At 59.9% G+C, this 21,876-nt stretch carries 22 protein-coding genes; 6 read left to right on the top strand and 16 right to left on the bottom strand.

Translation table 11 applies throughout. From position 1 onward, the window contains the following. Nucleotides 1–8 precede the first annotated feature (8 nt). The 6 genes from AC3IUE_RS01940 to ubiE all read right to left on the bottom strand — a co-directional run bounded on the left by AC3IUE_RS01940 (nt 9) and on the right by ubiE (nt 4,104). Nucleotides 9–278, bottom strand: a complete 270-nt coding sequence (locus AC3IUE_RS01940) for a twin-arginine translocase TatA/TatE family subunit (protein ID WP_046045601.1) — start codon at nt 276–278, stop codon at nt 9–11. A gap of 25 nt (nt 279–303) precedes the next feature. Beyond that, entirely contained in the window at nt 304–636 is a 333-nt protein-coding gene (locus AC3IUE_RS01945) for a phosphoribosyl-ATP diphosphatase (RefSeq protein WP_008047820.1), read from the bottom strand. Further along, a complete protein-coding gene (hisI, locus tag AC3IUE_RS01950; RefSeq protein ID WP_056741147.1) occupies nt 629–1,030 on the bottom strand; it encodes a phosphoribosyl-AMP cyclohydrolase in 402 nt (133 codons plus the stop codon). The genes AC3IUE_RS01945 and hisI overlap by 8 nt, the downstream gene beginning before the upstream one ends. A gap of 79 nt (nt 1,031–1,109) precedes the next feature. After that, nucleotides 1,110–2,714, bottom strand: coding sequence for a ubiquinone biosynthesis regulatory protein kinase UbiB (ubiB, locus tag AC3IUE_RS01955; protein WP_134101070.1), 1,605 nt, complete (start codon nt 2,712–2,714; stop codon nt 1,110–1,112). Continuing rightward, on the bottom strand, nt 2,711–3,334 hold the full coding sequence (locus AC3IUE_RS01960; RefSeq protein ID WP_436274945.1) for a ubiquinone biosynthesis accessory factor UbiJ: 624 nt from the start codon (nt 3,332–3,334) through the stop codon (nt 2,711–2,713). The genes ubiB and AC3IUE_RS01960 overlap by 4 nt, the downstream gene beginning before the upstream one ends. Next, nucleotides 3,334–4,104, bottom strand: coding sequence for a bifunctional demethylmenaquinone methyltransferase/2-methoxy-6-polyprenyl-1,4-benzoquinol methylase UbiE (gene ubiE, locus AC3IUE_RS01965; RefSeq protein WP_007948968.1), 771 nt, complete (start codon nt 4,102–4,104; stop codon nt 3,334–3,336). Before ubiE ends, AC3IUE_RS01960 begins: the two co-directional genes overlap by 1 nt. Before the next feature lie 155 nt (nt 4,105–4,259). Between ubiE and AC3IUE_RS01970 the strand changes: the two genes are divergently transcribed. The 4 genes from AC3IUE_RS01970 (at nt 4,260) to AC3IUE_RS01985 (ending at nt 7,510) form a co-directional block, all read left to right on the top strand. Continuing rightward, nucleotides 4,260–4,535: a polyhydroxyalkanoic acid system family protein gene (locus tag AC3IUE_RS01970; protein WP_056741153.1), complete on the top strand. Its 276-nt coding sequence runs from the start codon at nt 4,260–4,262 to the stop codon at nt 4,533–4,535. A 244-nt stretch (nt 4,536–4,779) separates the two neighbouring features. Next, a complete protein-coding gene (locus tag AC3IUE_RS01975; protein ID WP_056741155.1) occupies nt 4,780–5,202 on the top strand; it encodes a phasin family protein in 423 nt (140 codons plus the stop codon). Between the two features lie 10 nt (nt 5,203–5,212). Continuing rightward, nucleotides 5,213–6,046: a phasin family protein gene (locus AC3IUE_RS01980; RefSeq protein ID WP_489265252.1), complete on the top strand. Its 834-nt coding sequence runs from the start codon at nt 5,213–5,215 to the stop codon at nt 6,044–6,046. Between the two features lie 303 nt (nt 6,047–6,349). Then, nucleotides 6,350–7,510 (top strand): integrase core domain-containing protein, encoded by a 1,161-nt coding sequence (locus AC3IUE_RS01985; protein ID WP_489264019.1) that lies wholly within the window; start codon nt 6,350–6,352, stop codon nt 7,508–7,510. A gap of 67 nt (nt 7,511–7,577) precedes the next feature. On the opposite strand, the gene AC3IUE_RS01990 is transcribed toward AC3IUE_RS01985, so the two are convergent. The 10 genes from AC3IUE_RS01990 to AC3IUE_RS02035 all read right to left on the bottom strand — a co-directional run bounded on the left by AC3IUE_RS01990 (nt 7,578) and on the right by AC3IUE_RS02035 (nt 20,517). After that, nucleotides 7,578–8,198, bottom strand: a complete 621-nt coding sequence (locus AC3IUE_RS01990) for a TetR/AcrR family transcriptional regulator (protein ID WP_033055348.1) — start codon at nt 8,196–8,198, stop codon at nt 7,578–7,580. Nucleotides 8,199–8,225: 27 nt separating this feature from the next. After that, nucleotides 8,226–9,908: a class II poly(R)-hydroxyalkanoic acid synthase gene (gene phaC, locus AC3IUE_RS01995; RefSeq protein WP_489265255.1), complete on the bottom strand. Its 1,683-nt coding sequence runs from the start codon at nt 9,906–9,908 to the stop codon at nt 8,226–8,228. A 128-nt stretch (nt 9,909–10,036) separates the two neighbouring features. Then, nucleotides 10,037–10,891, bottom strand: a complete 855-nt coding sequence (phaZ, locus tag AC3IUE_RS02000; RefSeq protein WP_046052139.1) for a poly(3-hydroxyalkanoate) depolymerase — start codon at nt 10,889–10,891, stop codon at nt 10,037–10,039. Nucleotides 10,892–11,029: 138 nt separating this feature from the next. Further along, nucleotides 11,030–12,709: a class II poly(R)-hydroxyalkanoic acid synthase gene (gene phaC, locus AC3IUE_RS02005; RefSeq protein ID WP_056741165.1), complete on the bottom strand. Its 1,680-nt coding sequence runs from the start codon at nt 12,707–12,709 to the stop codon at nt 11,030–11,032. Nucleotides 12,710–12,966: 257 nt separating this feature from the next. Continuing rightward, entirely contained in the window at nt 12,967–13,344 is a 378-nt protein-coding gene (locus AC3IUE_RS02010) for a gamma-butyrobetaine hydroxylase family protein (protein ID WP_008149540.1), read from the bottom strand. Between the two features lie 129 nt (nt 13,345–13,473). Then, entirely contained in the window at nt 13,474–14,814 is a 1,341-nt protein-coding gene (gene hslU / locus AC3IUE_RS02015) for an ATP-dependent protease ATPase subunit HslU (protein ID WP_046045610.1), read from the bottom strand. Nucleotides 14,815–14,869: 55 nt separating this feature from the next. Then, nucleotides 14,870–15,400 (bottom strand): ATP-dependent protease subunit HslV, encoded by a 531-nt coding sequence (gene hslV / locus AC3IUE_RS02020; protein ID WP_007899242.1) that lies wholly within the window; start codon nt 15,398–15,400, stop codon nt 14,870–14,872. A 230-nt stretch (nt 15,401–15,630) separates the two neighbouring features. Continuing rightward, entirely contained in the window at nt 15,631–16,335 is a 705-nt protein-coding gene (locus tag AC3IUE_RS02025; protein WP_056741169.1) for an SPOR domain-containing protein, read from the bottom strand. A gap of 1 nt (nt 16,336) precedes the next feature. Continuing rightward, complete coding sequence (argS, locus tag AC3IUE_RS02030; protein WP_489265259.1) at nt 16,337–18,073, bottom strand: arginine--tRNA ligase; 1,737 nt, start codon at nt 18,071–18,073, stop codon at nt 16,337–16,339. Between the two features lie 224 nt (nt 18,074–18,297). Next, complete coding sequence (locus AC3IUE_RS02035; RefSeq protein WP_489265261.1) at nt 18,298–20,517, bottom strand: primosomal protein N'; 2,220 nt, start codon at nt 20,515–20,517, stop codon at nt 18,298–18,300. A 286-nt stretch (nt 20,518–20,803) separates the two neighbouring features. Between AC3IUE_RS02035 and rpmE the strand changes: the two genes are divergently transcribed. Further along, nucleotides 20,804–21,034 (top strand): 50S ribosomal protein L31, encoded by a 231-nt coding sequence (gene rpmE / locus AC3IUE_RS02040; protein WP_008080648.1) that lies wholly within the window; start codon nt 20,804–20,806, stop codon nt 21,032–21,034. 14 nt (nt 21,035–21,048) lie between these two features. Beyond that, on the top strand, nt 21,049–21,849 hold the full coding sequence (locus AC3IUE_RS02045; RefSeq protein ID WP_489265264.1) for a thermonuclease family protein: 801 nt from the start codon (nt 21,049–21,051) through the stop codon (nt 21,847–21,849). The last annotated feature ends 27 nt before the right edge of the window (nt 21,850–21,876 follow it).

Below are 21,876 nucleotides of genomic sequence, written 5' to 3' on the forward strand. Positions count from 1 at the left end.
GTCAGTGCTCACACGTCTTTGCGGATCGGCTCTTCGACTTTTTGCGCCTGCACGTCGATAGTGTGCGGCTGGTTCACGGACTGCGTGGTCTGTGGCTGAACAGGCGGAACCGGGGTCGCTGCCGGGTCGGCCGGCTTTTCGTCGTCGTTCATGGCTTTCTTGAAGCCCTTGATCGATTCACCGACGTCAGTGCCGAGGTTTTTCAGTTTCTTGGTGCCGAACACCAGCACGACAACAACCAGGATGACGATCCAGTGTTTCCAGTCAAAAATGCCCATGTCGCTGCTCCTCTCTAATAGTTGTTCAGGCGGACGGACGCGAGGCTTTCTCGGCGTGTCCGGACAGACCGAAACGACGGTCCAGTTCATCGAGTACAGCCTGTGGATGCTGCCCCAGTTGGGCGAGCATGACCATGCTGTGGAACCACAAATCGGCGGTTTCGTAGATCACATCGCTGCAGTCACCGCTGATGGCGGCATCCTTGGCGGCAATGATGGTTTCGACCGACTCTTCGCCGACTTTTTCCAGAATCTTGTTCAAGCCCTTGTGGTACAGGCTGGCGACATACGAGCTGTCGGCGGCGGCGCCTTTGCGCTCTTCCAGCACTTCGGCCAGACGGGTCAGAGTGTCACTCATGGCTGTGTCCTGCGGAATAGATAGCGTGCGGGTCTTTCAGAACCGGGTCGACGGTTTTCCAGTCGCCGTTCTCGAAGACGCGGTAGAAGCAGCTCTGACGGCCGGTATGGCAAGCGATGTCGCCGATCTGCTCGACCATCAGGATGATCACGTCGGCGTCACAGTCCAGGCGCATCTCATGCAGGGTTTGCACGTGGCCGGACTCTTCGCCCTTGCGCCACAGCTTGCCACGGGAACGTGACCAGTAAACGGCGCGGTTCTCGGCAGCGGTCAGTTCCAGCGCTTCACGGTTCATCCAGGCCATCATCAGGACGCGCCCGGTCTTGTGATCCTGGGCAATCGCCGGCACCAGGCCATCAGCGTCCCACTTGATCTCGTCCAGCCAGTTTTTCATCTTCGACTCCGACAGCGGGCCCGACACTTCATTAGTCGGGCAGGCGTTGAAACAGTGTGCCAGCGCGCGGGAGCTCTGGCTATCGGCGAACGACCAGATACAAGCCGACGGCCACCATGATCCCGGCCGGCCAATGACCCAGTTCGTTCAGCGGCCCACCGGCAGCGAGTATGGTGCCGCCGGCCAGGTGCGCACAGCCGAGCAGTCGCAGCAGCCAATCGTCCTTGCGGCGGTGCCACGGTGGCGGCGGGTCGTAGGCGTGGGGCTGGGACATGCGCTCGAGCAGGTCGCGGGCCATGTTGGCCAGGTGCGGCAGCTGTTCGAACTGGCTCTGCACGTTGCCGATCAAGGCTTTGGGGCTGACGCGCTCACGCATCCAGCGTTCGAGGAACGGCTGGGCGGTGTTCCACAAATCGAGGTCCGGGTACAACTGACGGCCCAGGCCTTCGATGTTCAGCAGGGTTTTTTGCAGCAAAACGAGCTGCGGCTGCACTTCCATGTTGAAGCGTCGGGCGGTCTGGAACAGGCGCATCAGCACCTGACCGAAGGAAATATCTTTTAACGGTTTTTCGAAGATCGGCTCGCACACGGTGCGGATCGCCGCCTCGAATTCGTTGAGTTTGGTTTCCGCCGGTACCCAGCCCGAATCGATGTGCAACTGCGCGACGCGACGGTAATCACGCTTGAAGAACGCGAACAGGTTGCGCGCCAGGTAGTCCTGGTCTTCCGGGGTCAGGCTGCCGACGATGCCGCAGTCGATCGCAATGTACTGCGGGCTCCATGGGTTAACGGTGCTGACGAAAATGTTGCCGGGGTGCATGTCGGCATGGAAGAAGCTGTCGCGGAAAACTTGGGTGAAGAAGATCTCGACGCCACGTTCGGCGAGCATTTTCATGTCGGTGCGCTGGTCGGCCAGGGTCGCCAGGTCGGTCACCTGAATGCCGTAGATGCGCTCCATCACCAGCACTTTCGGCCGGCACCAGTCCCAATAGACTTGCGGCACGTAGAGCAGCTCCGAGCCGTCGAAGTTACGCCGCAACTGGCTGGCGTTGGCCGCTTCGCGCAGCAGGTCGAGTTCGTCGTAGATGGTTTTTTCGTAGTCCTGGACCACGTCCACCGGGTGCAGCAGGCGCGCGTCGGCCGAGAGTTTTTCGGCGGCGCGGGCGAGGATGAACAGCCACGCCAGATCCTGCGCGATGATCGGCTTGAGCCCCGGGCGGATGACCTTGACCACCACTTCTTCACCGGTTTTCAGCTGCGCGGCATGCACCTGCGCCACCGAGGCCGAGGCCAGCGGTTCGACGTCGAAGCGGCTGAAGACTTCGCTGATCTTTTTGCCGAGCTGTTCTTCGATCAGATTGACCGACACTTGTGAGTCGAACGGCGGCACGCGGTCCTGCAGCTTCATCAGCTCATCGGCGATGTCTTCCGGCAGCAAGTCGCGGCGGGTGGACAGGATTTGCCCGAACTTGATGAAAATCGGTCCCAGGTCCTGCAATGCCAGACGCAATCGCGCGCCACGGCTCAGGTCCAGCGTCTTGCGCGGGAACCAGCGCCACGGCAACGCGTAGCGCAGCGCCAGCAGAAACCATGGCAGTGGCAGGGCGAACAACAGGTCATCGAGGCGGTAGCGAATCACAACGCGCTGGATGCGCAACAAACGGCGGACGGCAAGCAGCTTCATGCGTTATCGCTTGGGTCGAGGGATCGGGAAAGGCGCTCGAATCGCGCCTCGAGACGTTCCAGATCGAGTTTGATCTGGTCCAGTTCACTGAAACGGGCTTCGGCTTCGCGCTGACCGACGAGGGTGCGCGATTCTTCGGCCAGGTACTCGCCAAGGTTCTGATTGAGGCTGGCGAACCCTTGCTGATACCAGCGTGCGCGACTGCGCAGGTGACCGCCAAGCAGTTGCGTGGCGACCGGTCCCAGCCAGCGCGAGAGTTCGTACTCCCAGTCCAGCTCAAGGTCCTGAAGGATCGCCGCCAGTTCCAGCAGCACGCCGCTGTCGCCGTCGAGTTCGACTTCAGGAGCATGCAGGACCGAAGTCTTGTCCTTGCTCATGGCCAGTTTCAGCAGACTGGAGGCCGGTGCGCGCAAGGTACAGTCGGCGCCGGTTTCCCAGTGGGAAGCCAGCATCAGGCCTTCGTCGCTGGGCAGGATGAACACTTGCAGCGCCGGGCTGCGGCAGTCGACGGCAATCACCCGACCGCTCAAATGCGCCAGCCGCGGCAACGCCGTGCTGTCGAGACGCAGCACCCGGTTCAGACCGAGCTCAACGCTGGCGAGCAGGCCGGCCAGCAACATCAGGGTTTGATGCCACGGTGCAGGGCGACGATGCCTGCGGTCATGTTGTGGTAGGTCACGCGGTCGAAGCCGGCCTCGACCATCATCGACTTCAGGGTTTCCTGATTCGGGTGCATGCGGATCGATTCGGCCAGGTAGCGATAGCTTTCCGAGTCGTTGGTGATCAGCTTGCCCATCAGCGGCATGAAGGCGAACGAGTAGGCGTCGTAGGCTTTGGACATCAGCGCGTTGGTTGGCTTGGAGAACTCCAGCACCAGCAAACGGCCGCCCGGTTTCAGCACGCGCAGCATCGAGCGCAGGGCGTCTTCTTTATGCGTAACGTTGCGCAGGCCGAATGCGATGGTCACGCAGTCGAAATGGTTGTCCGGGAACGGCAGCTTTTCAGCGTCGGCCTGGACGAATTCGACGTTGCCGGCCACACCCAGATCCAACAGGCGGTCACGACCGACCTTGAGCATGGATTCGTTGATGTCGGCCAACACGACCTGGCCGGTCGGACCAACGAGGTGCGAGAACTTCTTGGTCAGATCGCCCGTGCCGCCGGCGATGTCCAGCACGCGGTTACCGGTGCGAACGCCCGACAGTTCGATCGCGAAACGCTTCCACAGACGGTGCATGCCGCCCGACAGGAGGTCGTTCATCAAGTCGTACTTGGCGGCTACCGAGTGGAAAACTTCAGCGACTTTTTCCGCTTTCTGGCTTTCCGGAACGTTTTTGAAGCCGAAGTGAGTGGTGGGTTCGGCATCGCTGCCTTTGCGCTGATCAGTCATATCGCTGTCACCAAAAGAGAATGCGGGACATTCTAATCCCGGTGGCCTGCTTTGTCTTGGCAAGGCTGCAGGTAAGATAGGGAACCACCGGGACGTTTTGCCGCAGTAGCGGTCAAGATGCTTCAGGAAAGTATTCATAAAGCAGGAGTCATTTGATGGCCCGTATTAGTGTTGAGCGTTCCCACGGCCTGGGTAAGGAAGCGGCCCGCGAGAAGGCCGACCAGTTGGCGCAGAAACTGTCCGATCAATATGGCCTGGAGCCGCAATGGTCCGGCGACACCCTGAACCTCAAGCGTTCCGGTGTGAAAGGCGCGGTGTATGTGGGCGAGGATTCGATCAAGGTCGATGTCGAACTTGGCCTGTTGATGTCGGCCATGAGCGGCACGATCAAATCGGAAATCGAAAAGGCGTTGGACAAGGCCTTGGTCTGATTCCCGATTGAAATCACATCCCTTGTAGGAGTGAGCCTGCTCGCGATAGCGGTTAAACAGACAACATCGATGTTGGCTGACACTCCGTCATCGCGAGCAGGCTCACTCCTACATTTGTTTTGTGGTGTGCCCAAGGTTTTATGTCAGTTGTTAGGGTGCCGTTTCTAATTTTTCTCCCTACTTTGTGCCTGAGCCCGACTCTTTCGCGGGCAGTTCCTCAAACCTTCTGCGCGTGAGGTGCACCATGGCCAAAGTTATTTTGAAGAAAAAAATCGACGCTTCGACAACTGCTCTGAGCGACGTTAAATCTTATGCCCGCAAGATCTGGCTGGCAGGCCTGGGTGCCTACGCCAAGGTCGGCCAAGAGGGCAGCGAGTACTTTCAAGAGCTGATCAAGGCTGGTCAAACTGTTGAAAAGAAAGGCAAAAAAGTAGTTGCCGAGAAGCTTGAAGCGGCCAATGCCGAGATCGATGAAGCCAAGAGTGAAGTGAGTACTTTCAAAGGTAAGGTCGAACTTCAACTCGACAAGGTCGAGAAGGCTTTTGACTCGCGTGTCGCAAGTACCTTGAATCGTATCGGCATTCCGTCTAAACATGACGTTGAGACACTCTCTGCCAAGCTCGATGAGCTGACGGCATTGCTCGAACGCGTCGCGCGTAAATCTTAAGGAGAACGGGATGGCTGGTAAAAAGAACACCGAAAAAGAAGGCAGCTCGTGGATCGGGAAAGTCGAAGACTACTCCCGCAAAATCTGGCTGGCTGGTTTAGGCGTGTACTCGAAGATCGACACTGACGGCAGCAAACTCTTCGATACATTGGTTAAAGACGGCGAGAAAGCCGAGAAGCTCACCAAGAGCGCTGTCGGCAAAAAAGTCGATGCTGCCAAGGACTCTGCTTCGTCGGCCAAGTCGCGCATCAGCGGCGTGAAAGATCGCGCACTGGGCAAGTGGGATGAGCTGGAAGGGGCTTTCGACAAGCGTCTGAACAGCGCCATTTCGCGCCTGGGTGTACCGAGCCGCAATGAAGTCAAAGCACTGCACAGCAAGGTCGATACCCTGACCAAGCAAATCGAAAAACTCACCGGTGCCAAGGTCGCGCCTGTTGCGGCGAAAACCGCGGCGGCCAAACCTGCAGTGAAGTCCGCTGCCAAACCACTGGCTAAAGCTGCCGCTAAACCGGCTGCCAAAACTGCCGCAGCGAAACCTGCAGCAGCCAAGCCAGCGGCCAAACCGGTCGCCGCCAAAGCAGCAGCCAAACCAGCCGCTAAACCGGCTGCCAAAACTGCAGCGGCCAAACCCGCTACCAAGCCAGCGGCCAAACCTGCCGCAGCGAAGAAGCCAGCGGTGAAAAAGCCGGCAGCTCCGAAAGCGGCTGCACCAAAACCAGCAGTGGCTGCCGCCAAACCGGCAACCCCGGCGCCGGTCAGCACGTCGAACTCCGCTACTGCACCGACCCCTGCTGTAACCCCGACTGTTGCGCCAGCTCCTTCGACGCCAACCAGTCAGTCCTGATTTTCAGGGCTCAAGAAAACGCCCGGCCTGCAAAGGTCGGGCGTTTTTGTTTGTGCTTCAAGAACCACCCCTCACCCCAGCCCTCTCCCCAATGGGGAGAGGGGGAAAGGGAGCCAATTGGGGATAATTCCAGACTGGGTTCGACTCGGTAATTCAGGTCGATGGAGTTCGGATGAACTACTCGATCAGTCCCCTCTACCCCCTGGGGAGAGGGTTAGGGTGGGTAAAAACCGGGGACATCCTTTACGTTTGAGACCGGGGACATGGTTTACAGGTATCAATCATGGTCAGGAGGTACTGACCATGCCCTGGAATCGAGAGTCCCCGATGGATCAGCGAGTGAAATTAATCCATGACTGGCTTAGCGGCAGTTACAGCAAGAGCCAACTGAGTCGGCGATATGGCATTAGCCGTCCGACGGTCGATAAGTGGCTTGATCGGTATGCAAGCTGCGGCGTAGATGGCTTGAAAGAGCGCTCGCGAAAACCGCTGAGCTGTCCGCACCAAACCCCCGATGAAATCATTGCCACGTTGCTTGCGAAGAAAAGCGAGCACCCGGATCGCGGGCCGAAGCAACTGATCCAGCGTCTGCGCAATGCGCAGCCGCAGATCGCTTGGCCGGCCGCCAGCACCGCTGGAGAGTGGCTGAAAAAGGCCGGTCTGGTGATTCCTCGACGGCTGCACCCACCCCGTCCGCATGGGCCGGTGCATCTGCGTCAGGCCGACGAGCCCAATCAAACCTGGTGCGCCGATTACAAAGGACAATTCAAAACCCAGGACGGCCGCTGGTGCTATCCGCTGACCATCACCGACCATGCCAGTCGCTATCTTCTGGCGTGCCGGGCGCTTCCCAGCACCCACGGTGAACCTACGCGTCAGGGCTTCGAGTGGGCGTTCCGGGAGTTCGGCATGCCTGATGTGATCCGCACCGATAACGGCGCTCCGTTTGCATCGACAGGCTTGGCCCGCCTCTCCAAGCTGTCCGTCTGGTTCATCAGGCATGGTGTCCACCCCGAAACAATCAAGCCGGGACGCCCGGATCAGAACGGTCGGCATGAACGCATGCACCGCACGCTAAAGGCTGCCGTTCTCAGGCCGCCGGCGGAAAACCTGCTGCGTCAGCAGCTTGCCTTTGAGGACTTCGTACAGGATTTCAATCACGCACGGCCTCATACGGCGCTGGAGATGAAGACGCCAGCGGATATCTATCGCCCGTCACTCAGACCTTATCTAGGCTATTTGCCGGCGATCGAATACGGGGCCGACGTCGAAGTACGGCGGGTGCGCAAGAATGGTGAGATCAAGTGGCAAGGGGGCCTGATCTTTCTGGGCGAGGCGCTGATCGACGAGCACGTCGCGCTGAAGGAGGTGGCTGATGGCGTGTGGGAGTTGTACCTTTGCTCTTTCCCTTTAGGCAGGCTTGAACGCGGTGCCAAACGCGTATCAAGCCTGTTAAATGTGTAAACGATGTACCCGGTCAAATGTGTAAAGGATGTACCGGTCTCTACAGTGAGGGGTGGTTCCAACTGATTCACTCGTGTTCTTCCAGATATTGAAGCGCCAACTGCTCGGTCGCGACCTTGATCGGCGGAAGCAGATGCGGCGCCACCAGCATCATGATCTGGTAAACCACCAATCTCACCTCGCCCTCCCGATCAAGAATCCGCTGATAGTCCAGCGAGAACAGCAGCGTCATGGTGATCTGCTCCACCAGTTGCCCCAACGCTTGGGTATCGCTGACCAATTGCCCTTGAGCCTTCAATCGTGCGAGCAACGAAGCCAGCGTGCGCTTCAACGCATTGAGCAGGTTGCGTATGCCCTTGGCCAGTTTCGGCAAGCGCCCGGCGAGGTTCGACAGGTCCTGGAACAGAAACCGGTAGTGAGCCAGGCGCTCGACGATCAGGTGCAGGAACAGCCAGTAATCTTCCGGTGCCAGTTCCACATCGGCCGGTGGATCGAGCAGGGGCGCCAGTTCGGCCTGGAAGCGCTCGAACAGTCCGAGAATCAACGGTTCCTTGCCGTGGAAGTGGTAGTAGAGGTTGCCCGGGCTGATGCCCATTTCGTTGGCAACTTCCATGGTGGAGACGTTCGGCTCGCCCTTCTGATTGAACAACTGCAAAGCACATTCGAGAATCCGGTCGCGGGTTTTCATCCAGTCTTCTTAATGGTTCGTTGAACGTCAGCGCACACGCACGTAAGTACCGGGTGCTGCCTCCATCGGTGGATAGTTCTGGTTGCCAAGCGCCATGTGGGTTTCTTTTAGCGCGCCTGAACGTTCTTGAATCCAGCCCAGCCACTGAGTCCACCAACTGCCGCTGACTTGCTTGGCGTCGTAGTACCAGGCCCGTGGGTCAGTGCTCAGCTTCGTGCTCTCGACGAAGTTGGCTTTCGGGTTTGAGGGTGGGTTGAGAATGCTCTGTATATGACCGCTGTTGGACAACACGAAGCGTCGCTCGCCACCCAGCAGCAGGGTCGAGCGATACACCGCATCCCACGGGGTGATGTGGTCATTGATGCCCGCGACGCTGAAGCTGTCGACGTTGACTTTCTGCAAGTCGATTGGCGTGCCACACACTTCCAGACCACCCGGATGACTCAGCGGGTTGTGTTTGAAGAAGTCCAGCAAGTCGCCATGGAGGGCTGCCGGCAAACGTGTGTTGTCGTTGTTCCAGTAAAGGATGTCGAACGCCGGCGGCTCCTTGCCCAACAGGTAGTTGTTAACGAAATAGCTCCAGATCAAATCGTTGGGGCGCATCCAGGCGAAGATCTTGGCCATGTCGCGACCGTCCAGCACGCCTTTCTGATAGGAGCGACGCTTGGCCGCCTCAAGCGTCTGTTCGTCGGCGAAGAGGGTCGCAGGCGAGTCCATCTGACTGTCGAGCAGGCTCACGAGATAGGTCGCGCTGGACACCCGCCGAAGTTGTCGCTTGGCCTGCAAATGGCCTTGCAGCGCGGCAATGGTCAGCCCGCCAGCGCAGGCGCCCATCAGGTTGACCTCTCGAGCGCCGGTGATCGCCCGGCACACATTCATCGCTTCTTCCACGGCTTCGACGTACGTCGACAGCCCCCATTCGCGATGACGTACATCCGGATTACGCCAACTGATCATGAAGGTTTGCAGGCCGTTCTTCAGGGCGAACTGGACGAAACTGTTGTGCGGGCTCAGGTCGAAAATGTAGTACTTGTTGATCTGTGGCGGCACCACCAGCAGCGGTTTGGAATACTGCTTTTCGCTCATGGGCTTGTACTGGATCAACTCCAGCAGCTCATTGCGAAACACCACGGAGCCCGTGGTGGTGGCGACCGTTTTGCCGACCTCGAAAGCTTGCTTGGTGACTTGTCTGGGCAGGCCGTCGTTGTGCAGGAAGTCGTCGACCAGGTGGCCGATACCTCGCACCAGGCTGTTGCCGCCAGAGTTGAAGATCTCTTTGATCGCCAGCGGATTAAGCAGGCTGTTGGATGGAGCCATGGCGTCGTTGAGCAGGGCGAACGCAAAGTGCGCGCGGGCGCGATCGTCCGGGGTCATGTTGCTGTCGTCGATCCAGTGTTTGACCTGCTTCTGCCAGCTCAGGTAGGCCTGCAAACTGCGGCGATAAAAAGGGTTGAGGCTCCACGCCGGATCGGCAAAGCGATTGTCCTGCGGATTGGTCGGGTGCAGGGTTTCACCCAGCAGTACGCGGCCCAGTTGACCGCCCAGCTTCAAGGCGTGTCGGGCGGTGTGCACCGGGTTGCGCAAACCATGGGCGGCAACGCTGCGCAGGGTGGAAAACAGATCCCGGCCACGCAGGCCGGTAATCGCACTCTGTGCGTTGATGAACGCGGCGGGAGTGGGCAAAAATTCCCTCGCTGGTTTTTCGCGCATGAATAAACACTCCTTCGTCTTCAGGCCAAATACAGATACACCGAACCAGAACACCATAGACGCTGTTGCGGAATGTTGCGCGGCGCTGCGTCTACCCGACCCCTTTTTGTAACAAAAGCCAGGGCCGATTAGCCACCCAATGGCGCCGGATGCGGATGCATCACGGCACGCTGACGTTCTTCCTCGAGAAACTTCATGATGATCGGTGCCACTGCTTCGGCCCGGGTAATCAAAAATAGATGCCCGTCATCGATGATGTGCAACTGGGCGTTGGGAATCCGCCAGGCCAGTAACCGCATGTTGACCAACGGAATCAGTGGGTCGTCGTCACCGGCCAGCACCAGGGTTGGCTGGTGGATCTTGTGCAACCAGTGAATGCTGGTCCAGCCGAGGCCGGCGAACAGCTGCCAGTAGTAACCGAGTTTGCCTGCCGAGCGGACCTTGGCGGCATGGCTGGCGGCGAGGGTTGGATCGCGACGGAACGCACCGCCATAGATCATCGGCGCAATGCGAATCACGTGAGACGGCTGGATGTACCGTCGTGGGCTGGCCATCATCCACAGGACTTTCGGCTTGCCCGGCACCATCACCGTGCCAGCCGCCGTGGCCGCCAGAACGAGTTTCTTGCAGCGCTCGGGATAGTCGTAAGCGAACTGCTGGGCGAGGGCGCCACCCCAGGAAACGCCGATTACGTTGACTTGCCCATAGTCGAGATAGTCGAGCATCCGCGCCGTGAGTTTCGCCAGGCCCGGAAAGCGATACGGTCGCCTTGGCGTCGACGAACCACCGACACCAGGGACGTCGAAGGCGATGACTTCCAGGTCCGGGTCCAGCGCCGCGACGAACGGAAACACCAGCTCCAGGTTGGCGCCGATGCCGTTGAAAATCAGCAAGGGCGTCAAGTGAGGCTTGCCGGGGCGTACCGCCGTGCGGAGGGTCTGGCCATCCAGGTCGACGGTACGAAATATGAACGGTTGCGGCATGCTTCAAGCCCTGTGGGGTTGGGTCGCTATCTCTTCTTTACTGTGGGAGCGAGCTTGCTCGCGATGAGGCCATCACATTCAACATTGATGTTGATTGTTAGACCGCTATCGCGAGCAAGCTCGCTCCCACAGGGTCAATTACCGCTCATGCACATAGGTGCCCGGCGCAGCTTCACCTGCTGGATAAGCCTTGTTGCCCAAACTGCCCGGAGACTTCTTCAGCTTGCCCGAACGCTCGGCTTGCCATGCCTGCCAGTGCAGCCACCAGGAATCGGTGTGCTTGGTGGAGTTCTCCTGCCACTCCTCAGCCTTGACCGGCATCTCGCTACTGGTCATGTAGCGCGATTTCGGATTGCCCGGCGGGTTCAGAATGCTCTGGATATGCCCGCTGCTGGACAGCACGAATTCAACCTTGCCACCGAACAGTTGCGCCGACTTGTAGCAGGACTTCCACGGGGTGATGTGGTCGTTGGTGCCGGCCAGGGAGAAGATGTCGGCAGTGACCTGCTTCAGATTGATCGGTGTGCCGCACACTTCCAGTGCGTCAGGACGGATCAGTGGGTTGGTTTTGAACATCTCGATCAGGTCGCCGTGGAACGCTGCGGGCAACCGTGTGGTGTCGTTGTTCCAGAACAGGATGTCGAACACCGGCGGCTCGTTGCCCAGCAGGTAGTTGTTGACCCAGTAGTTCCAGATCAGGTCGTTGGGGCGCATCCAGGCGAAAACTTTCGCCATGTCGCGGCCTTCCAGTACGCCGGCCTGATAGGAGTGGCGCTTGGCGGATTCGAGGGTCTGCTCGTCGACGAACAGTGCCACGTCGCTGTCCAGGGTGGTGTCCAGCACGCTGACCAGCAGCGTCAGGGCGTTGACCTTGTTCTCGCCGATCGCGGCGTAGTGGCCCAGCAGGGCGGTGCAGGTGATGCCGCCGGAGCAGGCGCCGAGCATGTTGATGTCTTTGCTGCCGGTGATCGCGGTGACCACGTCGACCGCTTCCTTGAGCGCTTCGATGTAGGTCGACAGACCCCACTCGCGCTGCTCCTTGGTCGGGTTGCGCCAGCTGACGATGAACGTCTGCATGTTGTTGCGCAGGCAGAAGCGCGCCAGGCTCTTGTCCGGGCTCAGGTCGAAAACATAGAACTTGTTGATCTGCGGTGGCACCACCAACAGTGGGCGCTCGTGCACCTGTTCGGTGGTTGGCCGATACTGGATCAGCTCCAGCACATCATTGCGAAACACCACCGCGCCTTCGGTGACGCCCAGGCTCTTGCCGACCTCGAACGCGCCCATGTTGACCTGGCTCGGCATGCCGCCGTTGTGCACCAGATCCTTGGCCAGATGGGAAAGGCCGTCGAGCAGGCTTTTGCCACCGGTTTCGAAGAAGCGTTTGACCGCCGCCGGGTTGGCCGCACTGTTGGTCGGGGCCATGGCTTCGGTCATGAGGTTGATCACGAAATGCCCGCGCGCGACGTCCTTGGGCGAGAGGTTGCTTTCGCCGATCCAGTCGTGGAGCTCCTTGCGCCACGCCAGGTAAGTTTGCAAATAACGTTTGTAGAGCGGGTTCTGACTCCAGGCCGGGTCGTGGAAGCGACGGTCATCGCTTGTCGGTTGCAGCGCGGATTTGCCGAACAGCACGTTCTTCAGTTCGATACCGAAATGAGCGACATGCTTTGCACTGTGAATCGGTTGTTTGATGGCCTGGGTCAGCACCATACGGGCAGAGCCCAACAGATCTTTTCTACGCAGTCCAACGACCGGATTCAGCCCCAAGGTATTTTCCGAGGCCTGTACTTTCAGGTCATCGTTATTCTTGTTACTCATCTACGACGCTCCATTGTCCTGAGACGAGTACCTGGGTCCAGCTGTGCAGTCCACAGCCAATGCCAGGTACTACTGCTCGGGTGACCGTTAATTCTGCATCGCTGCTTTTTAGTTCAGAGAGCACTGCAGGTACCTTGCCAGCTCCATTGGTTACCCGAGTTTAATTTTTTTCGCAAGCAGGCCAATCGTCGGCCAGGAAGCGGAGCATTCAAACAGATGGAATTAGAAAATGCCTTCTAATGAGCGAAAGGCCTGATTTAGAGCATCAGCTTGACGATGGATTCGTTCGGATCGCGGGTCTTTCCGGCGGCTTTAAGCTCGGCAAGATAATCGTTCCAGAGATCCTCTTGGCGCACGCCCAACTGGTACAGATATTCCCAGGTGAACAGGCCGCTGTCGTGGCCGTCGTCGAAGGTCAATTTCAGTGCGTACTGACCGGCCGGTTCGACCTTGGTCAGGCCTACGCCGATCTTGCCAAATTGCAGGATAGGTTTGCCGTGGCCCTGGACCTCGGCGGAAGGAGAGTGCACGCGCAGGAACTCGGCGGGCAGGTGATGCTCCTCGCCGGACGCGTATTTCAGCGACAGGGTTTTCGAGGCTTTGTGCAGTTTGATGTCGGTGGGGAGTTGGGTCATGAAAGGTCGTCCGTCTGGTGACGTACCCTGTAGGAGCTGCCGAAGGCTGCGATCTTTTGATCTTGATTTTATAAGGGTCAAAATCAAAAGATCGCAGCCTGCGGCAGCTCCTACAGGGGAACAGGTGACCTACAGGATATAACGGGACAGGTCTTCGTTCTGCGCCAATTCGCCCAAGTGGCTGTTGACGTAATCGGCGTCGATCAGGATCGCCTTGTCGTCGTGGGCGCTGGCCAGATCACCGGCGCTGAACGACACCTCTTCAAGCAGGCGCTCAAGCAGCGTGTGCAGGCGACGGGCACCGATGTTCTCGGTCTTCTCGTTGACCTGCCAGGCGATCTCGGCAATGCGCTTGATACCGTCCGGCTGGAACTCGATCACCAGGCCTTCGGTTTTCAGCAGGGCACAATACTGCTCGGTGAGCGACGCGTGCGGCTCGCTGAGAATGCGTTCGAAATCTTCAGGCGTCAGCGCCTTCAGTTCGACACGAATCGGCAGGCGACCTTGCAGCTCGGGCACCAGATCGCTCGGCTTGCTCAGGTGGAACGCACCGGACGCGATGAACAGGATGTGGTCGGTCTTGACCATGCCCAGTTTGGTGTTGACGGTGCAGCCTTCGATCAGCGGCAGCAGGTCACGCTGTACGCCTTCACGGGAGACGTCGACGCCACCGGTGTTGCCGCGCTTGGCGACCTTGTCGATTTCGTCGATGAACACGATGCCGTGCTGCTCAACGGCTTCCAGCGCCTTGGCCTTCAACTCTTCTTCGTTGACCAGGCGACCCGCTTCTTCGTCACGCACCAGTTTCAGCGCTTCCTTGACCTTGATCTTGCGGCTCTTGCGTTTGCCCTTGCCCATGTTGGCGAACAGGCTCTGCAACTGGTTGGTCATCTCTTCCATGCCCGGCGGCGCGGAGATATCGACACCGGCCATTTCGGCGACTTCGATTTCGATCTCTTTGTCATCCAGCTGACCTTCGCGCAGGCGCTTGCGGAACAGCTGACGGGTGTTGGAATCGGCCGACGGTGCGGCGTCGTCGTTGCTGAAGCCCATGCGTGCCGGTGGCAGCAGGGCGTCGAGGATGCGCTCTTCGGCGGCGTCTTCGGCGCGGTGGCGAACCTTGGTCATTTCCTGTTCGCGCAGCAGCTTGATCGCCGCGTCGGCCAGGTCACGAATGATCGATTCAACGTCGCGGCCGACATAGCCGACTTCGGTGAACTTGGTCGCTTCGACCTTGATGAACGGTGCGTTGGCCAGTTTCGCCAGGCGACGAGCAATCTCGGTTTTACCGACACCGGTCGGGCCGATCATCAGGATGTTTTTTGGCGTGACTTCAACGCGCAGCTCTTCAGGCAGCTGCATCCGGCGCCAGCGGTTACGCAGCGCGATGGCGACGGCGCGCTTGGCATCGTCCTGGCCGATGATATGGCGATTGAGTTCGTGGACGATTTCACGGGGAGTCATGGACATAGTAATTGGCGGTCCTCAGGTAAAAGTGAGCCGTGGCGTGGTGGCCAAAACAGGCTTACTCAGCGAGGTCCTGCTCCTCAATGGTGAAGGTGTGGTTGGTGAATACACAGATGTCGCCGGCGATGCCGAGGGCGGTTTCGACGATTTCCCGGGCCGACAGATCGGTTTTCTTCAGCAGCGCGCTGGCGGCGGCCTGGGCGTAACCGCCGCCGGAACCCATGGCGATCAGACCTTCTTCAGGTTCGACCACGTCGCCGTTGCCGGTGATGATCAGAGAGGCGTCTTTGTTCGCGACCGCGAGCATGGCCTCGAGGCGGCTGAGGGAGCGGTCAGTGCGCCATTCTTTGGCGAGTTCGACAGCGGCGCGAACCAGGTGGCCCTGATGTTTCTCAAGCTGGCCTTCAAAGCGCTCGAAGAGGGTGAAGGCGTCAGCGGTGGCCCCGGCAAAACCGGCGATCACCTGGCCGTGGTACAGGCGGCGAACTTTCTTCGCGTTGCCTTTCATCACGGTATTGCCGAGAGAAACCTGGCCGTCGCCGCCCATGACGACTTTGCCGTGGCGGCGAACTGAAACGATGGTGGTCAAGGGAGAGTCTCCACGCAGCGGGGCGAAAATGCCTTATGCAAACTCATATGGGGGTGGTGGAGCATATTTCAACTGCGGAGAGGGAGAGGGGACGAGCGGTGCGAGGCGAATGAGATGTGTGGTGCTGTTAAGGACGCCATCGCGAGCAGGCCCGCTCCCACAGGGTTAGTGCATATCCTGTGGGAGCGAGCCTGCTCGCGATGAACGATGACGCGGTGATACTGACGGGATCAGCGGCTTTGGCGTTGTTGTAACAACAGGTTGCTGAACCCGCTGCCGGCCAGTTGTTTCTGGGCGGTAGTCAGTTGTTCGCGGTTGCTGAACGGTCCGACCAATACCCGATACCAGGTTTCATCCTTCACGGTGCCGGATTCAACCGCCACAGCCTGACCGAGCAAAATGATCTGCGCCCGAACCTTGTCCGCATCAGCCTCCTTGCGGAACGAACCGGCCTGCAGGAAGAACTTGGTCACTGGCGCCGCTTTGGACACTGGTGGCGCAGGCGGCGGAGTAATCCCGGCCAGTGCGGCCTGAGCCCGCGCGGTATCGATCTTCGCCGCTTGCTCTGGTGTTACCGGCGTCGTCGGAATGGCCGGCACTTGTGGCGTCGGCAAGGTTTTCTCCGGCACGGCATCCGGCGGCACGATGACTTCCGATTCCGGCAGTAACGTGTAGAAGTCGTACTTCGGCTTCACCGGTTGCGTCGGGCTCGGCGGGGTCTTGTTGGCCTCGACGATCTTGGCTTTCTGCTGCTCGATCTTCTCGCGCTTGACGCTCTCGCTGCCCTTGCCCGGTTCCAGTTTCATCAGGAACACAACAAACGCGCCGACCGTCAGGCCGATGGCCATCCACAGCCAGCCCGGGATCGGTTGCTTTGCAGGAGCTTGGTAACGGCTGGCGCCACGCTTGGGTGCAGGTTTTTTCTTGGCAGCCAACTTACATACGCTCCAGAGTTTCCAGACCCAACAGTTCCAGGCCTTGCTTGAGAGTGCGGCCGGTCAGCGCAGCGAGGCGCAGACGGCTCTGCATTTGCGCTGGGGTGTCGGCGCTGAGGATCGGGCAGTTCTCGTAGAAGCTGGAGAACAGGCCGGCGACATCGTACAGGTAGGTGCACAGGATGTGCGGCGTGCCTTTGTCGGAAACGTTGTTCAGCACTTCGCCGAACTGCGCGAGCTTCGCCGCCAATTCGTGTTCGTGCGCCGCTTCGAGGACGATCTGGCCTTCGACTTCGCTGAAGTCCTTGCCGAGTTTGCGGAACACGCCGGCCACGCGGGTGTAGGCGTACAGCAGGTACGGCGCAGTGTTGCCTTCGAAGTTCAGCATCAGGTCGAAGTTGAAGCTGTAGTCGCTGGTGCGATGCTTGGACAGGTCGGCGTATTTCACCGCGCCAATGCCCACGACCTTGGCGATGTTGCGCAGTTCGTCTTCGGCAAGTGTAGGGTTCTTTTCCTTCACCAGGTTGTAGGCACGTTCCTGGGCTTCGGTCAGCAGGTCGATCAACTTCACGGTGCCGCCGTCACGGGTCTTGAACGGACGGCCGTCGGCGCCGTTCATGGTGCCGAAGCCCATGTGTTCCATGTCCATCGGGTGCGTCACGAAGCCGGCCAGGCGCGCGACCTGGAATACTTGCTGGAAGTGCAGGGCCTGACGCTGGTCGACGAAGTACAGCGCGCGATCAGCCTTCAGCTTGCCGCTGCGGTAACGCACGGCCGCCAGGTCGGTGGTGGCGTAGAGGTAACCGCCGTCAGCCTTGACGATGATCACTGGCAGCGGGTCGCCGTCGGCGTTTTTGAATTCGTCGAGGAACACGCACTGGGCGCCGTTGCTCTCGACCAGCAGGCCAGCAGCCTTGAGGTCGTTGACTACGTTGATCAGGTCGTCGTTGTAGGCGCTTTCGCCCATCACGTCGGCCATGGTCAGTTTGACGTTCAGCAGTTCGTAGATTTTCTGGCAGTGCGACAGCGAGATGTCTTTGAACTTGGTCCACAGCGCCAGGCAGTCCGGGTCGCCGGCTTGCAGCTTGACCACCAGACCGCGGGCGCGATCTGCGAACTCTTCGGATTCGTCGAAGCGTTGCTTGGCGGCGCGGTAGAAGTTTTCCAGGTCCGACAGCTCATCGCTGGTGATCGGGTTTTCCTGCAAATACGCCATCAGCATGCCGAACTGGGTGCCCCAGTCGCCGACGTGGTTCTGACGGATCACTTCGTCGCCGAGGAATTCCAGCACCCGCGCCACGCCGTCGCCGATGATGGTCGAGCGCAAGTGGCCGACGTGCATCTCCTTGGCCAGGTTCGGTGCCGACAGGTCGACGACAGTGCGCTGCACCGGGCCGGCCTTGCGCACGCCGATGTGGGCGTCGGCCAGGGCGGCGTCCAGACGAGAGGCCAGGGCCTGGGTGTTCTGGAAGAAGTTCAGGAAGCCAGGGCCGGCGATTTCGGTCTTGGTGACGTTTTCGTCAGCCGGCAGCGCGGCGATGATTTTCTCGGCCAGGTCACGCGGCTTCATGCCGGCCGGTTTGGCCAGCATCATGGCGATGTTGCTGGCGAAATCGCCGTGAGTCTTGTCACGGGAGTTTTCCACCTGGATCGCCGGCGACAGGCCTTCAGGCAACACACCTTCGTTGACGAGTTGGGTGATGGCTTGTTGGATCAGCTGGCGAATGGTGTCTTTCATGGTGTTCTCTTTCGACCGCAAGCGCGGCGGCGCCTGGATGCGCTAGTGGAAAAACTGGGCATTATCCGTTGCGAAGACGGGCTTGCCAACTATAGCGGGCAGGTTATGGATATGTGGTGACAAATAGTCAGCCTTCGTCGGAGCGCCGCCCGGAGCCGGCTCGCTCCCACATTGGAATGCATACCCCTGTGGGAGCGAGCCTGCTCGCGAAGACGATCTCGAAATCAATACAAATCCACGGGGTCGACATCCAAAGACCAACGCACCGCCCGCCCGCTCGGCATCTGCTCCAACACCAACAGCCAGCTGCTTAATAGTCGATGCAACGGCGCCCGAGCCGTCGCTTGCAGCAACAACTGCGCACGATAACGCCCGGCCCGGCGCTCCATCGGTGCCGGCACCGGCCCGAGCAGTTCAATCCCGGTCAGGTTCTGTTCGGCCAGCAAACGCTCGGCCTCGCTGCACGCCTCATCAAGAAAACCTTCAGCTTGTCCCGGTTTGTGCGCTTCGGCCCGCAGCAGCGCCAGGTGCGCAAACGGTGGTAACCCCGCCGAGCGACGTTCGCTCAACGCCTGTTCGGCAAAGGCGAAATAGCCCTGTTCAGTCAATTGCACCAGCAGCGGATGGTCGGCCAAATGCGTCTGGATGATCACTTTGCCCGGCTCTTCAGCCCGGCCCGCGCGCCCGGCAACCTGAACGATCAGCTGCGCCATGCGCTCGCTGGCGCGGAAGTCGCCGGAAAACAGGCCGCCGTCGGCATCCAGAATCGACACCAGGGTCACCCGTGGGAAGTGGTGCCCTTTGGCAAGCATTTGCGTGCCCACCAGAATGCACGGTTGGCCCTTCTGGATGGTCGCGAACAGCTGATTCATCGCGTCTTTTCGCGAAGTGCTGTCGCGGTCGACCCGCAGTACCGGGACGTCCGGGAATAGAATCCCCAACCGTTCTTCGGCGCGCTCGGTGCCGGCTCCCACCGGCCGCAAGTCGACTTTGCCGCATTTCGGGCAATGCCGAGGGACGCGTTCGACGTAGCCGCAATGGTGGCAGCGCAGTTCGCCGGAGCGCTGGTGTACGGTCATGCGCGCATCGCAGCGCTGGCACTCGGACATCCAGCCGCAGTCGTGGCACAACAAAGTCGGGGCAAAGCCGCGACGGTTGAGGAACACCAACACTTGTTGGCCGGCGGCCAGCGTCTGACCGATAGCCTGCTGCATCGGCCCGGAAATGCCGCTGTCCAGTGGACGGCTTTTCACGTCCAGACGCAGGAAGCGTGGTTGCTTGGCGCCGCCGGCGCGCTCGTTTAATCGCAGGAGGCCATAACGACCGGTGTAGGCGTTGTGCAGGCTTTCCAGCGAAGGCGTGGCGGAGCCGAGGACAATCGGGATGTTTTCCTGGCGTGCGCGCACCAATGCCAGGTCGCGGGCGTGGTAGCGCAGGCCTTCCTGCTGTTTATAGGAACCGTCGTGTTCTTCATCGATGATGATCAGGCCGGGATTCTTCATCGGCGTGAACAGCGCCGAACGGGTGCCGATAATAATGTCGGCGTCACCGTCGCGGGCGGCGAGCCAGGCTTCGAGGCGTTCGCGGTCGTTGACCGCCGAGTGGATCAGCGCGATGCGTGCATTGAAGCGCTGCTCGAAACGCGCCAGGGTCTGCGGGCCGAGGTTGATCTCCGGGATCAGCACCAGTGCCTGCTTGCCGGCCTGAAGGGTTTCGCGGATCAGCTGCAAATAGACTTCGGTCTTGCCGCTGCCGGTGACGCCGGCCAGCAGAAACGCGTGATAACTGTCGAATCCGGCGCGAATCGCTTCATAAGCGGCGCGTTGCTCCGGGTTGAGCGGCAGTTCCGGCTGCGCCAGCCAGTGTTCGTGGCGGGCGTCGGGGGCGTGCTTGCGGATTTCGACTTGCACCAGATCCTTGGCCAGCAGCAAATCCAGGCTGTCCTTGCTCAGCATCAGTTTGCTCAACAACTGATGGGCGACGCCGTGGGGATGCTGGGCCAGGGTCGCCAGGGCCTCCCGTTGACGCGGGGCGCGAGCGATGCGCGGGTCATCAAGGCTGGCGCCGGGCGCGGCGGACCAGAAGCGTTCCTGCCGTGCTTCGGCCAGTTCACCCTGGCGCAGCAATACCGGCAGCGCCCAACTCAAGGTGTCGCCGAGGCTGTGCTGGTAATACTGGGAGGTCCACAGGCACAGTTTGAACAGCGCTGGCGGCAGCGGCGGTGTGGCATCGAGCAGGGCCAGCGCCGGCTTGAGCTTTTCTACCGGCACTTCGCTGTGATCGGTCACCTCCACCAGAATCCCGATCATCTCCCGTCGGCCGAACGGCACCCGCAGGCGCATACCCGGCTGCAACTGGGCACGCAGGACCCCGGCCGGGGCACGGTAATCGAATAGACGGCGCAGGGGCGAAGGCAGGGCGAGGCGCAAAATGGCGTCGGGCACGCGGGGGGATCTCGATAAACGGAAAATAAACAGCAGGGCCAAGACCTGTGGGAGCGAGCCTGCTCGCGAAGAGGGAGTGTCAGTCAGCATTCATGTCGTCTGACACACCGCTTTCGCGAGCAGGCTCGCTCCCACAGGGACGGCGCTTTGGGCCGGGAGCCTAGCAGACGGTCGGTGTAAGGGACAGCTTGCGTGATTGCAAAGGTCTGGTAGAATCCGCGGCCTAATTATGTGCGGTATTCAACAATAGTGTTGAGTGGCGGCACACTAGCCTGAGGAATACACCATGAAAGCCGATATCCATCCAGCGTACGAAACCATCGAAGTAACTTGCAGCTGCGGCAACAAGTTCGAAACTCGTTCGAACCTGTGCAAGCCACTGGGTACTGACGTATGCAACGAGTGCCACCCGTTCTACACCGGTAAGCAGAAGACTCTGGATACTGGCGGCCGTGTACAGCGCTTCGCAGACCGCTTCGGTGCTTTCGGCAAGAAAGCTCCTGCTGCTGCAGAGTAAGGTTGCAAAGCCCCATGGGCTTTACCTTGCTGATGAAAAAGGCGTCCCTTGCGGGCGCCTTTTTTGTGTCTGCGATTTGGCTTTCCGGTGCCCAGGCCTTCTGCCCGGCGCCGAGCGGGCTGACATCCGTTGCGGTGCAACGGGTGGTGGATGGTGACACGCTGCGCCTGAGCGATGGCCGCAGCGTGCGCATGATCGGTTTGAATACGCCGGAGCTGGGCAAGAAAGGCCGCTCCGACGAGCCGTTCGCGGTGGCGGCACGCCAACGCCTGGAGGCTTTGGTGGCCGCCAGCGATGGGCGGGTCGGTTTACTGCCCGGCAAAGAAAGCAAAGACCATTACGGTCGCACCTTGGCCCATGTCTACAGCGCCGATGGCGCCAACCTTGAAGCGCAGATGCTCGCTGAAGGACTCGGTTTCCAGGTAGCGGTCGCGCCGAATGTCGATCTGGTCGACTGCCAGCAAGCGGCGGAACACAGCGCCCGTCAGGCCGGCCTCGGCTTGTGGCGTCAATCCCCTGTGCTGAAAGCGGAGCAGATCAACACTTCCGGTTTCGCTGTGCTCAGCGGTCGTGTGAGCAAGGTTCAGCGCAATCGCGGCGGGGTTTGGATCGAGTTGCAGGATTCGGTTGTATTGCGCGTTGCACCCAATTTGCTGGGGCAGTTCGATGTGGCGGATCTCGAGCGGCTGAAGGGCAGGCAGATCGAGGCCCGTGGCTGGGTGCTGGACCGTTCGCGACGCGGCGGACTGAAAGAAGGGCAGGCGCGCTGGCTTCTGCCATTGACCGACCCGGCGATGCTTCAGATGGCGCAGTGATAAAAAATTGTAGACATTTTTAATGTG

It is taken from the genome of Pseudomonas sp. GL_093, assembly GCF_057837605.1.

Bases quoted from the DNA above. Each gene is read 5' to 3' on its own strand.
- ubiE (WP_007948968.1), bottom strand. From the start codon at position 4,104: ATGACTGATCAGCGCAAAGGCAGCGATGCCGAACCCACCACTCACTTC.
- rpmE (WP_008080648.1), top strand. From the start codon at position 20,804: ATGAAAGCCGATATCCATCCAGCGTACGAAACCATCGAAGTAACTTGC.
- AC3IUE_RS01960 (WP_436274945.1), bottom strand. From the start codon at position 3,334: ATGTTGCTGGCCGGCCTGCTCGCCAGCGTTGAGCTCGGTCTGAACCGG.
- AC3IUE_RS01980 (WP_489265252.1), top strand. From the start codon at position 5,213: ATGGCTGGTAAAAAGAACACCGAAAAAGAAGGCAGCTCGTGGATCGGG.
- phaC (WP_056741165.1), bottom strand. From the start codon at position 12,709: ATGAGTAACAAGAATAACGATGACCTGAAAGTACAGGCCTCGGAAAAT.
- AC3IUE_RS01970 (WP_056741153.1), top strand. From the start codon at position 4,260: ATGGCCCGTATTAGTGTTGAGCGTTCCCACGGCCTGGGTAAGGAAGCG.
- AC3IUE_RS01940 (WP_046045601.1), bottom strand. From the start codon at position 278: ATGGGCATTTTTGACTGGAAACACTGGATCGTCATCCTGGTTGTTGTC.
- hisI (WP_056741147.1), bottom strand. From the start codon at position 1,030: ATGAAAAACTGGCTGGACGAGATCAAGTGGGACGCTGATGGCCTGGTG.
- AC3IUE_RS02045 (WP_489265264.1), top strand. From the start codon at position 21,049: ATGGGCTTTACCTTGCTGATGAAAAAGGCGTCCCTTGCGGGCGCCTTT.
- argS (WP_489265259.1), bottom strand. From the start codon at position 18,073: ATGAAAGACACCATTCGCCAGCTGATCCAACAAGCCATCACCCAACTC.
- ubiB (WP_134101070.1), bottom strand. From the start codon at position 2,714: ATGAAGCTGCTTGCCGTCCGCCGTTTGTTGCGCATCCAGCGCGTTGTG.
- phaC (WP_489265255.1), bottom strand. From the start codon at position 9,908: ATGCGCGAAAAACCAGCGAGGGAATTTTTGCCCACTCCCGCCGCGTTC.
- AC3IUE_RS01945 (WP_008047820.1), bottom strand. From the start codon at position 636: ATGAGTGACACTCTGACCCGTCTGGCCGAAGTGCTGGAAGAGCGCAAA.
- AC3IUE_RS01985 (WP_489264019.1), top strand. From the start codon at position 6,350: ATGCCCTGGAATCGAGAGTCCCCGATGGATCAGCGAGTGAAATTAATC.
- AC3IUE_RS02010 (WP_008149540.1), bottom strand. From the start codon at position 13,344: ATGACCCAACTCCCCACCGACATCAAACTGCACAAAGCCTCGAAAACC.
- AC3IUE_RS01990 (WP_033055348.1), bottom strand. From the start codon at position 8,198: ATGAAAACCCGCGACCGGATTCTCGAATGTGCTTTGCAGTTGTTCAAT.
- hslU (WP_046045610.1), bottom strand. From the start codon at position 14,814: ATGTCCATGACTCCCCGTGAAATCGTCCACGAACTCAATCGCCATATC.
- phaZ (WP_046052139.1), bottom strand. From the start codon at position 10,891: ATGCCGCAACCGTTCATATTTCGTACCGTCGACCTGGATGGCCAGACC.
- AC3IUE_RS01975 (WP_056741155.1), top strand. From the start codon at position 4,780: ATGGCCAAAGTTATTTTGAAGAAAAAAATCGACGCTTCGACAACTGCT.